General features: G+C 72.7%; 13 protein-coding genes. 8 read left to right on the forward strand and 5 right to left on the reverse strand.

From position 1 onward, the window contains the following. Nucleotides 1-39 precede the first annotated feature (39 nt). On the reverse strand, nt 40-885 hold the full coding sequence (locus tag ACZ4QV_RS02930) for an alpha/beta fold hydrolase (RefSeq protein ID WP_361614615.1): 846 nt from the start codon (nt 883-885) through the stop codon (nt 40-42). Nucleotides 886-1,034: 149 nt separating this feature from the next. Here ACZ4QV_RS02930 and ACZ4QV_RS02935 point away from each other — a divergent pair, with 149 nt between their 5' ends. Continuing rightward, a complete protein-coding gene (locus tag ACZ4QV_RS02935) occupies nt 1,035-2,204 on the forward strand; it encodes a cysteine desulfurase family protein (protein WP_361146111.1) in 1,170 nt (389 codons plus the stop codon). 58 nt (nt 2,205-2,262) lie between these two features. On the opposite strand, the gene ACZ4QV_RS02940 is transcribed toward ACZ4QV_RS02935, so the two are convergent. Both ACZ4QV_RS02940 and ACZ4QV_RS02945 read right to left on the reverse strand, forming a co-directional pair. Next, a complete protein-coding gene (locus tag ACZ4QV_RS02940; protein ID WP_361146108.1) occupies nt 2,263-2,850 on the reverse strand; it encodes a hypothetical protein in 588 nt (195 codons plus the stop codon). A gap of 58 nt (nt 2,851-2,908) precedes the next feature. Further along, nucleotides 2,909-3,598 carry an N-acetylmuramoyl-L-alanine amidase gene (locus tag ACZ4QV_RS02945; RefSeq protein ID WP_361146105.1) on the reverse strand — a complete coding sequence of 230 codons (690 nt, stop codon included), beginning with the start codon at nt 3,596-3,598 and terminating at the stop codon, nt 2,909-2,911. Nucleotides 3,599-3,652: 54 nt separating this feature from the next. Here ACZ4QV_RS02945 and mnmA point away from each other — a divergent pair, with 54 nt between their 5' ends. Further along, nucleotides 3,653-4,774 carry a tRNA 2-thiouridine(34) synthase MnmA gene (gene mnmA / locus ACZ4QV_RS02950; RefSeq protein WP_361146102.1) on the forward strand — a complete coding sequence of 374 codons (1,122 nt, stop codon included), beginning with the start codon at nt 3,653-3,655 and terminating at the stop codon, nt 4,772-4,774. A gap of 51 nt (nt 4,775-4,825) precedes the next feature. Here mnmA and ACZ4QV_RS02955 read toward each other — a convergent pair whose 3' ends face one another. Then, nucleotides 4,826-5,884, reverse strand: coding sequence for an aldo/keto reductase (locus ACZ4QV_RS02955; RefSeq protein ID WP_361614617.1), 1,059 nt, complete (start codon nt 5,882-5,884; stop codon nt 4,826-4,828). A gap of 204 nt (nt 5,885-6,088) precedes the next feature. On the opposite strand from ACZ4QV_RS02955, the gene ACZ4QV_RS02960 reads away from it, so the two are divergent. Beyond that, on the forward strand, nt 6,089-6,877 hold the full coding sequence (locus tag ACZ4QV_RS02960) for a VC0807 family protein (protein WP_361146097.1): 789 nt from the start codon (nt 6,089-6,091) through the stop codon (nt 6,875-6,877). On the opposite strand, the gene murJ is transcribed toward ACZ4QV_RS02960, so the two are convergent. Then, nucleotides 6,843-8,468, reverse strand: coding sequence for a murein biosynthesis integral membrane protein MurJ (gene murJ, locus ACZ4QV_RS02965; protein ID WP_361146093.1), 1,626 nt, complete (start codon nt 8,466-8,468; stop codon nt 6,843-6,845). The genes ACZ4QV_RS02960 and murJ overlap by 35 nt on opposite strands. A gap of 282 nt (nt 8,469-8,750) precedes the next feature. Here murJ and gdhA point away from each other — a divergent pair, with 282 nt between their 5' ends. From gdhA to ligA, 5 genes are all read left to right on the forward strand, one after another. Beyond that, nucleotides 8,751-10,133: an NADP-specific glutamate dehydrogenase gene (gene gdhA / locus ACZ4QV_RS02970; RefSeq protein ID WP_361146090.1), complete on the forward strand. Its 1,383-nt coding sequence runs from the start codon at nt 8,751-8,753 to the stop codon at nt 10,131-10,133. Nucleotides 10,134-10,315: 182 nt separating this feature from the next. Continuing rightward, nucleotides 10,316-10,858, forward strand: coding sequence for an LOG family protein (locus tag ACZ4QV_RS02975; RefSeq protein WP_361146087.1), 543 nt, complete (start codon nt 10,316-10,318; stop codon nt 10,856-10,858). A 90-nt stretch (nt 10,859-10,948) separates the two neighbouring features. Then, complete coding sequence (locus tag ACZ4QV_RS02980) at nt 10,949-11,638, forward strand: SDR family oxidoreductase (protein WP_361146084.1); 690 nt, start codon at nt 10,949-10,951, stop codon at nt 11,636-11,638. Between the two features lie 246 nt (nt 11,639-11,884). Next, complete coding sequence (locus ACZ4QV_RS02985) at nt 11,885-12,847, forward strand: methionine synthase (protein WP_361147326.1); 963 nt, start codon at nt 11,885-11,887, stop codon at nt 12,845-12,847. A 31-nt stretch (nt 12,848-12,878) separates the two neighbouring features. Beyond that, entirely contained in the window at nt 12,879-15,095 is a 2,217-nt protein-coding gene (gene ligA / locus ACZ4QV_RS02990) for an NAD-dependent DNA ligase LigA (protein WP_361146081.1), read from the forward strand. Nucleotides 15,096-15,116: the final 21 nt, after the last annotated feature.

The following is a 15,116-nucleotide window of genomic DNA, read 5'->3' on the forward strand; positions in this document are numbered from 1 at the left end:
GGACCGGGGGTGGGGTCGGGGGCGCGGGGGAGTGCGGTGCTACGCCGTGAACGCCGCCAGCAGCGCCGTCAGTTCGGCGGGCGCGTCCTCCTGCACGAGGTGCCCGGCCCCTTCGACCAGTTGCAGACGGGCGCCGGGGATCATCGCCGCGAGGTCGGGTGCCAGCGTGACGGGGTTCCACGCGTCCTGCGCGCCCCAGGTCACCAGCGTCGGCACCGAGACCCCGCGGTACTCCTTCGTGAGGTCCGCGGTGGCGTCCAGCCCGTTCTGCTCGATCTGCCGGTAGAAGGCGGGCTGTCCCTGCTCCGTGCACCACGGTTCGACGAGCTGTTCCAGGACGGCCGGGTGCATGCCGGGGCTGCTCGCGGACGCGATGTACTCCCTCACCAGCGCGCGGTGCAGGGCGGGAGGCAGTCGCGAGAAGACGTCGGGGTGCTCGCCGAGCAGGCGGTACGTGGCGGAGCCCCAGCCGGGCAGGGTGGTCGGGCCGACGAGCGCGAGACGCCGGTAGCGCGCACCGTGCACGAGGTGGGCCCGCAGGGCCACGTAGCCGCCGAAGTCGTGGGCGACGACGGTGGGTTCCCGGTCGGCGAGCCCCCAGTGCGCGAGCAGTTCGGTGAACACCTCCGCCTGCCGGGGCAGGGACACGTCCTGGCCTGCGGCTTTCTCGGATGCGCCGTAGCCCGGCAGGTCCCAGGCGTACACCTGGAACCGTTCGGACAGTGCCCGTGCGACGCCCCGCCAGACGTAGGAGGAGAACGGCGTCCCGTGCAGCAGGACCAGCGGCGGCGCCCCGTCCTCGCCGAGCGCGGTCCAGCGCACTTCGCCGGAGGTGCTGCGGTACGTACGGTCCAGATGCCACTGTTCCCGATGCCCCTGTGTCATGACCGTAATCGTAGACACTCCTTACAGGGGTGTCGAGGGGTTTGCGGGGCGGGGGTGGCGGGGCGGCGGGGTCGGAAGCCGGGGCGTACGGCCGAGCCCCCACGCGCCCGGCATGCGCCCCCGCGCCTGCTCGTAGAATCGTTCGCACCATGGTTTACCTCGACCACGCCGCCACCACCCCGATGCTCCCGGAGGCGGTGCAGGCGATGACCGCCCAGCTGACCGTCACCGGCAACGCGTCCTCGTTGCACGCCGCCGGCCGGCGCGCCCGGCGCACCGTCGAGGAGGCGCGGGAATCCCTCGCCTCCGCGCTCGGCGCGCGCCCCAGTGAGGTGGTCCTCACCGCGGGCGGAACCGAAGCCGACAACCTCGCGGTCAAGGGCCTGTACTGGGCCCGCCGGGACGCCGACCCGGCCCGTACCCGCGTCCTCGCCAGCCCCGTCGAGCACCACGCCGTCCTGGACGCCGTGGAGTGGCTCGCCGAGCACGAGGGCGCGCGGGTCGAATGGCTGCCCGTCGACGGATACGGCAGGGTGCACGCCGACGCGTTCCGCGCGGCGGTCGCCCGCGATCCCGACGACGTCGCCCTGGCCACCGTCATGTGGGCCAACAACGAGATCGGCACGATCATGCCGGTCCGGGAACTGGCCGACGTGGCGGCGGAATTCGGTATTCCGCTGCACGCCGACGCGGTGCAGGCGTTCGGGCAGGTGGAGGTCGACTTCGCGGCCTCCGGCCTGGCCGCGATGACCGTCTCCGCACACAAGATCGGCGGTCCCTACGGCGTCGGCGCGCTGCTGCTGCGACGCGAGTACGCGCCCGTCCCCGTCCTGCACGGCGGCGGCCAGGAACGGCAGGTGCGCTCCGGCACGCTGGACACTCCCGGCATCGCCGCGTTCGCCGCCGCCGCGCGGTACGCCGTCGAACACCGCGAGGAGTTCGCCCGCGACATCGGCGCCCTGCGCGACGACCTCGTCAAGGCCGTACGGGCCGCCGCCCCGGACGCCGTCCTCGGCGGCGACCCCGACCCGGCGGGCCGCCTCCCCGCCAACGCGCACTTCTCCTTCCCCGGCTGCGAGGGCGACTCCCTGCTCCTCCTCCTGGACGCCCAGGGCATCGCCTGCTCCACCGGCTCCGCCTGCACCGCGGGCGTCGCCCAGCCCAGCCACGTCCTGCTCGCCGCGGGCATGGACGCCGACCTCGCGCGCGGCACGCTGCGCTTCTCCCTCGGCCACACCACCACCGAGGCGGACGTGGCGGCGGTCGCGGAGGCGATCGGTCCGGTGGTGGAACGGGCGCGGAGCGCGGGGCTGAGCTGAGGGCCGGGGCGGTGCCGAGCCGCGGTACGGGGGCCGGGCCGGCTGGTCCCCGGGCCCGTCAGACCAGGTCGAGCACGGCCTGGAGCAGCAGCCGCCAGGTCGGTTCGGCGCCGGTGCCGAAGGCCGCGGCGAGGGTGTAGCCGATCGCGGCGTCCTCCCGCAGCGGCGGCGCCACGTCCGGATGCCAGTCGGCCCAGACGTGCCCGGTGCCGTCCGAGGAGAAGTCCGCGATCCGGCGGCCCTCCTTGACCAGCCTGCTGCCGTTGGGCGAGTCCGGGAGGAGCCGGTACACGGCACCGCCATAGATCACCTCCACCCGGTGGGAGCGCCGGGTCAGCCGCCCCTTGCCGGGGGTGAGGTGCGCGGGCCGGCCGTCCACGGTCAGCCGCAGGTACCCGCCGTCGCGGGTGCCGACCGGGACGTGCCCGGCCGCCGGCGCGCCCGGTGAGCGGCGCAGCTCGGCCGTCGCCACCCGGTCGCCCCGTACCGTGAGCAGGCCGGCGTCGGCGGCCGGATTCAGGTCCAGGTCCAGCACGACCCGCCCGAAGACGCGGTCCTCGGCGAGGCCGGGCCCGCTGCTGGTGCCCGTGCCGGCCCCGGTGCTGCGGTGCGCCGGCCCGGTGGCCGGGGCTCTGTCGTACGCCATGAGTGGTCCGTTCCGCGAGGGGCGCCGCGCGGCGCCCGGACGCCTCGGCGGCCCCGCGTCACGCCCCCGGCGTGGGGGCCGGCCGGCGCAGCTCGGCGCGCACCAGGTCCAGGTACAGCTTCCAGTTCCAGTGTGGTCCGGGATCGGTGTGATCGGCGCCCGGTACCTCCACATGGCCCACGATGTGCTGCCGGTCGGCGGGGAAGCCGTGGCGGCGGCAGATCCCGGCGGTCAGCCGTGCGGATGATGCGTACATGGCAGCGGTGAAGGAGGCCGGGCGGTCCACGAAGCCCTCGTGCTCGATGCCGATGCTGCGCTCGTTGTACGCGCGGTTGCCCGCGTGGTACGCCACGTCCAGCTCGCGGACCGTCTGCGCCACCTGGCCGTCCTTGCGCACCACGTAGTGCGCCGCCGCGCCGTGCAGCGGGCTCTGGAAGACCCGCAGTGCGTCCGTGTAGCCGCCCTGGACGACGTGGACGACGACCCGGTCGATCACGTAGTCGTCCGGGCGGTCGGCCTGCCGCCAGTTCGCGGGGGACGCCGGGACCCAGCGCGCGCCGACGTGATCCACCGTGCCGTCCGTCCGTGGCTTCTTGCGGCCGGGCAGCCGCCACCACCAGCGCAGCAGGTCGTCGTGGAGTGCGTACGCGCCGCCGCCCGCCAGCGCCGTGCCCACGCCGCCGAGCAGCAGGGCCCGTCTGCTGAAGCCCTGGCCCGCCGTCCGCCCGGATTCCCCCGCGTCTCCCATGCGCTGCACAACGCTTGGGAGGCTGTCGGTGGTTCCGTCTACCCTGGAAGGGTTATGACGACTGACGCTCCCCGCCGCCTCCGCGTGCTCGCCGCCATGTCCGGCGGTGTCGACTCCGCCGTCGCCGCCGCCCGCGCCGCCGAGGCGGGCCACGACGTGACCGGCGTGCACCTCGCGCTCTCCGAGAACCCGAAATCCTTCCGTACCGGAGCCCGGGGCTGCTGCACGATCGAGGACTCGCACGACGCACGCCGCGCCGCCGACGTCATCGGCATCCCGTTCTACGTCTGGGACCTCGCCGAACGCTTCCGCGAGGACGTCGTCGAGGACTTCTTCGCCGAGTACGAGGCCGGCCGCACGCCCAACCCCTGCCTGCGCTGCAACGAGAAGATCAAGTTCGCCGCACTGCTGGACAAGGCGCTCGCCCTCGGCTTCGACGCGGTCTGCACCGGCCACTACGCCACGGTCGTGGAGCACCCGGACGGCAGCCGTGAGCTGCACCGCGCCTCCGACATGGCCAAGGACCAGTCGTACGTGCTCGGCGTGCTCGACGACCAGCAGCTCGCGCACGCCATGTTCCCGCTCGGCGACACCCTCACCACCAAGGCGGAGATCCGCGAGGAGGCCGCCCGGCGCGGCCTGTTCGTCGCCAAGAAGCCGGACAGCCACGACATCTGCTTCATCGCCGACGGCGACACCCAGGCGTTCCTGGCCAAGCGGCTCGGCACGGCCGAAGGCGACATCGTCGACGAGTCCGGCGCGAAGCTCGGCACCCACGAGGGCGCGTACGGCTTCACCATCGGCCAGCGCAAGGGCCTGCGCATCGGCACCCCCGCACCGGACGGCAAGCCGCGCTACGTCCTGGACATCTCCCCGGTCGACAACACGGTCACCGTCGGCCCGGCCGAGGCCCTGGACGTGACCGCGCTCACCGCCGTCCGCCCGCGCTGGTGCGGCGCCGCGCCGTCCGGCCCCGGCACGTACACCGCGCAGTTGCGTGCCCACGGCGGCGAGACCGAGGTCACCGCCGGCCTGGTCGACGGCGAACTGCACGTCACCTTCACGGAGCCGGTCCGCGGCGTGGCCCCCGGCCAGGCCATCGTGCTGTACGACGGCACCCGGGTGGTCGGCTCGGCGACGATCGCGACGACGGACCGGGCGCGCGCGGTCGCCTAGCGGGCAGGACGCTCACCGCGCGGCGTGCGGTGAGCGTCCCGGGCCGCCGGGTCAGAGCACCCCGCGCACCGACCGCCGGTAGCCGGACCGCCGCTCCTCGATGGCGGTCCAGCGGTCGCCGTAGACGTTCTGGGTGATCCCGGGCTCCGCCAGGAAGTCGTGCGGGAAGCCCAGCGGTACGGCGCTCACCTCGTCCAGCCGCCGCAGGGCGTCCGCGTCCAGCTCGACGTCCACGCTCGCGAGGTTGTCGGCGAGCTGGCTCTCCTTGGTGGCGGCGATGACCGGGACGATGTTCCCGGGCTGCTGCCGCAGCCAGGCCAGCGCCACCTGCGCCGGGCTCCAGCCGCCCTGTTCGGCGACCTCCAGCACCGCCGAGATCGTCGCCTCCTCGTTGTCCGCCGCCCGGCCGTCGTCGCCGACCACGTCCAGCCGCCCGCGCTCGCCGCGCCGGTACTTGCCGGTGAGCTTGCCCGCCGCCAGCGGGGCCCACGCCAGTACGGCCAGGTCGAAGGCGCGCGCCTGGGGGAGCAGCTCGCGCTCCGGCGTGCGCTCCAGCAGGCTGTAGCGGAGCTGCGAGCCCGCGAACGCGGTCCAGCCGCGCAGTTCGGCCAGGGTGTTCGCCTGCGCGACCTCCCAGGCGGGCCAGTCGGACACCCCGACGTACAGCACCTTGCCCGACCGTACGACGTCGTCCAGCGCCCGCATGGTCTCCTCGACGGGCGTGAAGTGGTCCCGCGCGTGCACCCAGAGGACGTCGAGGTGGTCGGTGCGCAGCCGGGCGAGGCTCTGCTCCACCGACCGCACCAGGCTCTTGCGGTGGCTGCCCGCCGCGTTGGGGTCGCCCGCGCGGAACGCGCAGGTGTACTTGCTGGCGAGCACGAAGCGGTCCCGGCGGCCTTCGAGGAGCTTGCCGAGGATCTTCTCGGAGCTGCCGTCGGTGTAGTTGTTGGCGGTGTCGATGAAGTTGCCGCCCGCGTCGTCGTACGCGTCGACGATCCGCGCGCTGGTGTCCTCGGGGGCGCCCCAGCCCCAGTCCGCGCCGATGGTCATGGTGCCGAGGCTCAGTTCGCTCACCCGCAGACCGGTCCTGCCGAACAGTGTGTAACGCACGAAAAGTTCCCCTTCGGTGGTCGGGTCGTGCGTCAGACGCTAAGAGCTGGAGGGCGCTTCAACGCAAGCACCGGGCCGGGCGGGCGGGCGCGGCCTGACAAATGTCACGGCGATGTGGTTACACCCGGGCCTGCCGGGGCGTGGGGCCGCGCGACGAAGCTGGAAGCGCAAGGACGGACGGGCGCACAGCGATACGGAGGACCCATGAACAGCCAGGCCCCGCACGGTACGACGGCCGCGACCGGTTCCGGTGAGGCGGCCGGACCCGGCAAGGCCGCCGGCTCCGGCAAGAAGCTGGAGGGCCCGCGGGCGCTGCTCCTGGACGCTGGTGTCCCGATCGCCTCGTACTACGTCCTGACCGGTGTCTTCGGCCTGAGCACCCTCGCCGCGCTGGCCTGGAGCGGCGTCCTGCCCGCCGCGCGCTCCGTGTGGAGCCTGGTCAAGGAGCGCCGCCTCAACGCCATGGCCACGGTGATGACGGCGACCAACGTCGTCGGGCTGCTGCTGAGCCTGCTGGCGGGTGACGAGCGGCTGATGATGGCCAAGGACAGTGCCGTGAGCAGCACCTTCGGCCTGGCGGTGCTGGTGTCCGCGCTCGTCGGGCGGCCGATGCTGGCGCCGACGCTCAAGCCGTGGCTGACCCGGGGTGACGCCGCCATGGGCGCCGCGTGGGACCGGCTGACGGCCGAGTCGGCGCGGTTCCGGCGGGTGCAGAGCCGGCACTCCGCCGTGTGGGGCGCCGCCCTGCTGGGCGAGTGCGTGGCCCGGGTGATCGGCGCGTTCACCCTGCCGGTGGACACCATGGTGTGGCTGGGAACGGTGATGCTGATCGTGGCCATCGTCGTCGCGACCGTGGTCAGCGGGATGGTCGGCATCCAGACGATGGTGCGGATGCTGGTGGCCGAGGTGGCGGCGGACGCGGCGGCCGGAGCGGCGGACACCGCCCCGGCCCGGGACGTCAGCGCAACCCCGGCAGGGACCGCAGCTCGGTGATCCGCAGGGCGCGCGCCAGCAGCAGGAAGAGCAGCGCCATGGTCGCCGCCCCGGCGGCCAGGGCCAGCGCCGTGGACCAGAAGGCGTCCCCGGTGGCGCCGGCACAGGCGTGGGCCGCCGCCCACCCCACCGCTCCGGCGGCCAGCGCGGCACCGGTGAGCTTGCCGTACGTACGGCTCAGCCGGTGCCCGTCCAGCCGTCCTTCCAGGCGGCGGCGCAGCAAGTACGCACTGGCCAGCAGACCGACGCCGTACGACACGGCGTACGCGGCGGCCATGCCGACGACTGCCCACCGGGCCGGCAGCAGCAGGTGGCAGGCGGTGGCGAGCGCGATGTTCACACCGGAGATCCAGGCGGCCATCAGGAACGGTGTACGGGTGTCCTCGAAGGCGTAGAAGCCGCGCAGCAGCAGGGACTGGGCGGAGAACGGGATCAGGCCCAGCCCGAGGGCCTGGAGCATCTGACCCAGCGGCACGGCGGATTCGGCACTGGCGGCGCCGTGCGCGTACAGCAGCCGTGCCATCTCCGGGCCGAAGGCCACGAAGAAGACGGCGGCCGGGACGATGAGGGTGCCACTGATCCGCAGCGCGCGGGAGAGGTCGTCCCGCAGGTCGTCCAGGCGCCGTTCGGCGACCGCCCGGGTCATCCGCGGCAGTAGCGCGGTGATCAGCGAGACGGTGACGATGGACTGCGGCAGGCCCCAGATGTTCTGCGCATAGGTGTACGCGGAGAAGCCGACGCCCGCCTTGGGCAGTTCCTGGTCGGCGGCCGTCGCGTAGTGCGTGACGACGGTCATCGAGACGAGGTTGGCCAGCACGAACAGCAGCGTCCAGCGCGCCGCTTCGGCGCTCTTGCGCAGTCCGGTGCCGCGCCAGTCGAAGCGCGGCCGGAAGCGGAAGCCCGCCTCGCGCGCGTAGGGGATCAGCGCCAGGGCCTGGAGGGCGATGCCGATCGTGGTGCCCACTCCGAGCATCCGCACCTGCGCGTCGGTGATGTCCGCCACCGTCTCCGGGACGGTCAGCAGCCCGATGTACGCACCGAACATGGCGATCAGCACGACGTTGTTGAGCACCGGCGTCCACATCATCGCGCCGAACTTCCCGCGCGCGTTGAGCACCTGCCCCAGGATGCCGAACACTCCGTAGAAGAAGATCTGCGGCAGCAGGAACCGGGCGAAGACGACGGTCAGTTCATAGGCGGCGTGGTTCTCCGGTGTGTCCGTCGTGTAGAGGCTGACGATCTCGGGCGCGGCCCACACCGCGAGCAGCGTGCCGACACCGAGGACGGACAGGACGAGCGTGACCAGCCGCTGCTCGTGGGCGCGCCCGCCGTCCGGGTGCTCCGCCCGGGCGCGTACGAGCTGCGGCACGAGCACGGCGTTGAGCGCGCCGCCGATCAGCAGCGTGTACAGGCTCATCGGGACGAGGTTGGCGGTGTTGTACGTGGTGGCCAGCAACCCCGTACCGAGGGCGCCGGCCTGGAGGACGCCCCGGAACAGGCCGGTCGCGCGGGAGACGACCGTGCCCACGGCCATCAGGAGGGAGGAGCGGCGCAGACCGCCGGGGGCGGGCCCGCCCCCGTCCTTCTCCATCTGCTCTCGCTGTGCCCTTTGGCCGCGACCGTCCCCCATGACCGTGGAATCACCCCTGGTCCTTGAATGCGCGTCGGAACGCGTTTCCTCCACCATGGCCGCAACCTAAACCCAAAGGATCACGCATCGCGACTTCCGCCCCGGTGGCCCCGGGCGGATCCCCGGCGCCTAGGCTCGGCGGCAGCGACGGGACGCCCTGGGCCGCCCGGCCGGCATCCGGTGCCACGCGCCGGACCCCGGTTCGCCGGCGGCCCTTCGTCGGCCACGAAGGGAAGTACAGACATGTCGACAGTTCACGCGGGGGCCGGTACGGCCGGACGGAACTCAGCGGTCTCACTGGAGGCGCTGCACCAGGAGCTGATCCGGCGCAACCCCGGGGAACCGGAATTCCACCAAGCCGCCCTCGAAGTGCTGCAGACCCTCGCCCCGGCGCTGGCGGCCCGTCCCGAGTACGCCGAGGCCAAGATCCTGGAGCGGATCTGCGAGCCGGAGCGCCAGATCCTCTTCCGCGTGCCGTGGCAGGACGACTCCGGAGCCGTCCACGTCAACCGCGGCTTCCGGGTGGAGTTCAACAGCGCCCTCGGGCCCTACAAGGGCGGGCTGCGCTTCCACCCCTCCGTCAACCTCGGCATCGTCAAGTTCCTCGGCTTCGAGCAGATCTTCAAGAACGCCCTCACCGGACTGAACATCGGCGGCGGCAAGGGCGGCAGCGACTTCGACCCGCGCGGCCGCTCCGATGCCGAGGTGATGCGGTTCTGCCAGTCCTTCATGACCGAACTCCACCGCCACCTGGGCGAGCACACCGACGTGCCGGCGGGCGACATCGGCGTCGGCGGCCGGGAGATCGGCTACCTCTTCGGCCAGTACCGGCGGATCACCAACCGCTGGGAGGCCGGGGTGCTGACCGGCAAGGGCCTGGGCTGGGGCGGCTCCACGGTCCGTACGGAAGCCACCGGCTACGGCAATGTGCTCTTCACCGCGGAGATGCTGCGGCAGCGCGGTGAGGACCTGGACGGCCAGCAGGTCGTCGTCTCCGGCTCGGGCAATGTCGCCGTCTACACGATCGAGAAGGCCCAGGCGCTCGGCGCGAACGTGCTGACCTGCTCGGACTCCGGCGGCTACGTGATCGACGAGAAGGGCATCGACCTCGACCTGCTCAAGCAGGTCAAGGAGGCCGAGCGGGGCCGCGTGGCGGACTACGCGGACCGGCGCGGCGCCTCCGCCCGGTACGTGCCGGGCGGCCGGGTCTGGGACGTGGCCTGCGACGTCGCGCTGCCCTCCGCGACCCAGAACGAACTGGACGCCGACGCCGCGCGCGTCCTCGTGCGCAACGGCGTCAAGGCCGTCTCCGAAGGCGCCAACATGCCGACGACGCCCGGCGCGGTGGCCCTCTTCCAGGAGGCGGGTGTGGCCTTCGGGCCGGGCAAGGCGGCCAACGCGGGCGGCGTGGCCACCAGCGCCCTGGAGATGCGGCAGAACTCCGGCCGCGAATCCTGGGACTTCGCGCGCACCGAGGGCGAGCTGGCGGCGATCATGCGCGGCATCCACGACACCTGCTACGAGACCGCGGAGCGCCACGGCCTGCCGGGCGACTACGTCACGGGCGCGAACGTCGCGGGCTTCGAGCGGGTGGCGGAGGCGATGCTGGCGCAGGGGCTGATCTGAGGGGCTGATCTGAGGGGCTGATCTGAGCGGCTGATCTGAGGGGCTGATCTGAAGGGCCGGTCCGAGGGGTTGGCCTGAGGGGTTGGCTTCAGGAGTTGATCTGAAGGGGGCCGGTCCCCGGTGTCCGCGCTGCCGCGCCCGGCCCCGGGGCGCTGTCGGTAGTGGCTCGTAGAGTGGCCGGTATGAACATCTGTGTCTTCTGCTCCGCCGCCGACCTCGACGCCCGCTACACCGAGCCCGCCCGCGAGTTCGCCGAGCTGATCGGCAAGGGCGGCCACGCCATGGTGTGGGGCGGCTCGGACAGTGGACTGATGAAGGTCATGGCGGACGGCGTGGAGGCGGCGGGCGGCCGGCTCGTCGGCGTCTCCGTGGACTTCCTCGCCCACAAGGTGCGCCCCGGGGTGGACGACATGGTGGTCACCAAGGACCTCGCCGAGCGCAAGGCCGAGCTGCTGGCGCGCGCCGACGCGATCGTCGTCATGGTCGGCGGCACCGGCACGCTCGACGAGGCCACCGAGATCCTGGAGCTGAAGAAGCACGGCCTGCACACCAAGCCCGTGGTGCTGCTGAACGCCGCCGGTTTCTACGACGGCCTCAAGGAGCAGTTCCAGCGCATGGAGAAGGAAGGCTTCCTCCCGCTGCCGCTCACGGAGCTGGTGTTCTTCGCGGAGGACGGCGCCGGGGCGCTGGCGTACCTGGAGGAGCAGGCGGGCGTCCAGGGCTGAGGCGGGGACCGGCGCCGGGTCGGAACGCATCATTCCGCTCCGCGCGGACGCGCCCGCGCCGCCCCGGTCCCCCTCGTTAGGATCGGGTCCATGGGTACGCACTTGATCACGGGCGCAGGATCGGGCATCGGAGCGGCGGTCGCGCGGCGGCTCGCCGACCGCGGCGAGGAGCTCTGGCTGCTGGCGCGCGACGCCGGCCGCGCCAAGGAGCTGGCCGGGCAGTTCCCCGGCGCCCGCACGGTGGTCGGCGACCTCGCCACCCCCGAGAAGCTGGACTGGGCCTTCGGCAAGCAGTCGCTGCCGGACCGCCTCGACTCCCTGCTGCACATCGCGGGCGTCGTCGAACTGGGCGCCGTCGGCGACCTCGGTCCCAAGGCGTGGCAGCGCACGCTCGCCGCCAACCTCGTCTCGCCCGCCGAGCTGACCCGCCAGTTCCTCCCGCAGTTGCGCACCGCCAAGGGCCACGTCGTCTTCGTCAACTCCGGCGCCGGTCTGCACGCCCACGCCCAGTGGGGCGCGTACGCCGCCAGCAAGCACGGCCTGAAGGCGCTCGCCGACTCGCTGCGCGCCGAGGAGCACGGCAACGGCGTACGGGTGACCTCCATCTACCCGGGCCGCACCGCCACCCCCATGCAGGAGAACGTCTTCCGCCAGGAGGGCCGCGAGTACGACGCCTCCCGGTGGATCGACCCGGAGTCGGTGGCCACGACCCTCCTCACGGCGCTCGACCTGCCGCGCGACGCGGAGATCAACGACCTGACGGTGCGGCCGGGCCGCTGAGCGGAGCATCGACGGGGTTCCCGGCCTGCCCGCGGCCGGGGCCCCGATGCGCAAGATCGAGCCCGTCCGGCGTTCGAGGACATCGGTGACGGATGCGCGGCCCGTCCCGCAGCCGGGGCCCCGGCAGCCCCCCGGCCCCCCGTGGCCAGGCGCCACACCACTTACCCTCGACAGGTGACCGAGAACAACGCCCCCACCCGCCTCGCCGGCGACGCCGGCACCGGTACGGCCACCGGCATCGGCTCCATGCCCGGCGGCGACGCCCGCGAGGCCGCCCGGACCGTGACCGGCTCGCTGGAGACCTTGCCGTACCTGCCGGAGCTGCCCGCCCGGGGGCCCGGCGCCGACATGATCGGCCGGACCGCCGGGCTCCTCGTCGACGTGTACGCGCACGTGGAGCCGAGCGGCTGGCGGATCAGCGACCGGCCGGGCCGGGACACCCGGCGCGCCCGTTCCTGGATGGGCGAGGACCTGGACGCGCTGGAGGAGTTCACCCAGGACTACGCGGGTGACCTGAAGGTCTCGGCGGTCGGCCCGTGGACCCTGGCCGCCGCGCTCGAACTGCGCAACGGCGAGGCGGCCCTCAGCGACCCCGGCGCCTGTCGGGACCTGACGGCGTCGCTGGCCGAGGGCCTGCGCGCGCACCTCGCCGACGTACGGCGGCGGGTGCCCGGCGCGCGTCCGGTGCTCCAGTTGGACGAGCCGTCGCTGACCGCCGTCCTCCAGGGCCGGATCAAGTCCGCGAGCGGCTACCGCACGCACCGCGCCGTGGACCGGGCCGTCGTGGAGGGCGCCCTGCGCGACCTGGTCGCCGTCGCCGGGGAGGCGGGCGCGCCGGTGGTCGTCCACTCCTGCGCCCCCGACGTCCCGTTCGCCCTGCTGCGGCGCGCCGGCGTGCGCGGCGTCTCGTTCGACTTCGGACTGCTCACCGAGCGTGAGGAGGAGGCGATCGGCGAGGCGGTCGAGGGCGGTACGACGCTCCTGGCGGGCGTGGTGCCGGGCGTGGACGGCCCATTGTCAGACCCTGCCGGTAGCGTCATGGGTGTCAGGACGCTGTGGCGCAGGCTGGGGCTGGCGCCGGGGACTCTCGCGGAGTCCGTGGTGGTCACCCCGTCGTGCGGGCTGGCGGGCGCTTCGCCCGCATATGCCCGCGCGGTGCTCGCCCACTGCGTCCGGGCCGCGAGATCGCTCGCAGACAACCCTGAGTGACGGCACTCAAGGACCACGGGAGGACGTAACGGTGGCCGGCGAACAGCACACGGCGGGGCACGCGGTGCCCGCGAAGGCGCGGGAAGAGCACGCTCATCTGGCCGAGCAGATCGAGGAGCACCGCTTCCGCTATTACGTGCGGGACGCCCCCGTCGTCAGCGACGCGGAGTTCGACAAGCTGCTGCGGTCCCTGGAGGCGCTGGAGGACGAGCACCCCGAGCTGCGCACCCCGGACTCGCCGACGCAGAAGGTCGCCGGGCAGTACGAGACCGAGTTCACCGAGGTGGCGCACCGCGAGCGGATGCTCTCGCTGGACAACGCCTTCGACGACGAGGAGCTGGCGGCCTGGGCCGAGCGGCTGGCGACGGAGCTGGGCGGCGACCCGAAGAGCGCCGGCTACCACTTCCTGTGCGAGCTGAAGGTCGACGGCCTCGCGGTCAACCTGACGTACGAGAAGGGCCGGCTGACCCGCGCCGCGACCCGTGGCGACGGCCGTACGGGCGAGGACATCACGCCCAACGTCCGCACGATCACGGAGATCCCGGACCGCCTGAAGGGCGACCGCGTCCCGGACCTGGTGGAGGTCCGCGGCGAGGTCTACTTCCCGATGGAGAAGTTCCTGGAGCTGAACGAACGGCTGGTGGCCGACGGCAAGCCGCCGTTCGCCAACCCGCGCAACGCCGCCGCCGGTTCGCTGCGCCAGAAGGACCCGAAGGTCACGGCCACCCGCCCGCTGCACATGGTCGTGCACGGCATCGGCGCCCGCGAGGGCTTCGACATCGACTGCCAGTCGCACGCGTACGACCTGCTGCGCGAGTGGGGCCTGCCGACCGCCGACCACAACGAGGTCGTCGACTCCCTGGAGGCCGTGCGCGGGTTCATCGAGCGCTACGGCGATCCGGAGACCCGGCGTACGGCCGTCGCCCACGAGATCGACGGCGCCGTGGTCAAGCTGGACGAGATCGCCCTCCAGGGCCGCCTCGGCTCGACCTCGCGCGCGCCGCGCTGGGCGATCGCGTGGAAGTACCCGCCGGAGGAGGTCAACACCAAGCTGGTGGACATCCGCGTCGGCGTCGGCCGTACGGGCCGCGTGACGCCGTACGCGGTCGTCGAGCCGGTCACGGTGGCCGGCTCCGAGGTCGAGTTCGCCACGCTGCACAACCAGGACGTGGTCAAGGCCAAGGGCGTCTACATCGGTGACACCGTCGTGCTGCGCAAGGCGGGCGACGTGATCCCGGAGATCCTGGGCCCGGTGGTGGACCTGCGGGACGGCAGCGAGCGGGAGTTCGTGATGCCCGCCGAGTGCCCCGAGTGCGGTACGGCGCTTCAGCCCGCCAAGGAGGGCGACGTCGACCTGCGCTGCCCCAACGCCCGTTCCTGCCCCGCCCAGATCCGTGAGCGGCTGTTCTACCTGGCCGGCCGCAAGTCCCTGGACATCGAGAACTTCGGCTATGTCGCGGCCACGGCGCTCAGCCAGCCCCTGGAGCCGGCCGAGCCGCCGCTGAAGGACGAGGGCGACCTCTTCAGCCTGTCCATCGAGCAGTTGCTGCCCATCAAGTCCTATGTCCTCGACCCGGACAGCGGCCTGCCCAAGCGCGACCCGAAGACCGGCGAGGAGAAGGTCGTCACCTTCTTCGCCAACCAGAAGGGCGAGCCGAAGAAGAACGCCCTGGCGATGCTGGAGAACATCCAGGCGGCCAAGGAGCGCCCGCTGGCCCGGATCCTGACCGGTCTGTCGATCCGTCATGTGGGCCCGGTGGCCGCCCAGGCGCTCGCCATGGAGTTCCGTTCGCTGGACCGGATCAGGGACGCGAGCGAGGAGGAGCTGGCGGCCGTCGAGGGCGTCGGCGCGACCATCGCCGCCTCGCTCAAGCAGTGGTTCGCCGAGGACTGGCACCGCGAGGTCGTGGAGAAGTGGCGGGCCGCCGGGGTCCGGATGGAAGAGGAATCCTCAGGAGACGAAGGCCCGCGTCCACTTGAAGGCGTCACCGTCGTTGTAACGGGCACACTTCAGTCACACACCAGAGATGGCGCGAAAGAAGCCCTGCAGCGTCTCGGAGCGAAGGTGACCGGTTCCGTTTCGAAGAAGACCGGTTTCGTGGTGGTGGGAGACAATCCTGGTTCGAAGTACGACAAGGCCATGCAGTTGAAGGTGCCTGTGCTAGACGATGACGGCTTCGCGGTGCTGCTGGAGCAGGGTCCCGATGAAGCACGAGCGGTAGCTGTCACTCCGCCTGAGGGCGAGTGAGGAGTCACCTCATCGGCGCAT

The organism is Streptomyces sp. NPDC026394 (genome assembly GCF_055567735.1).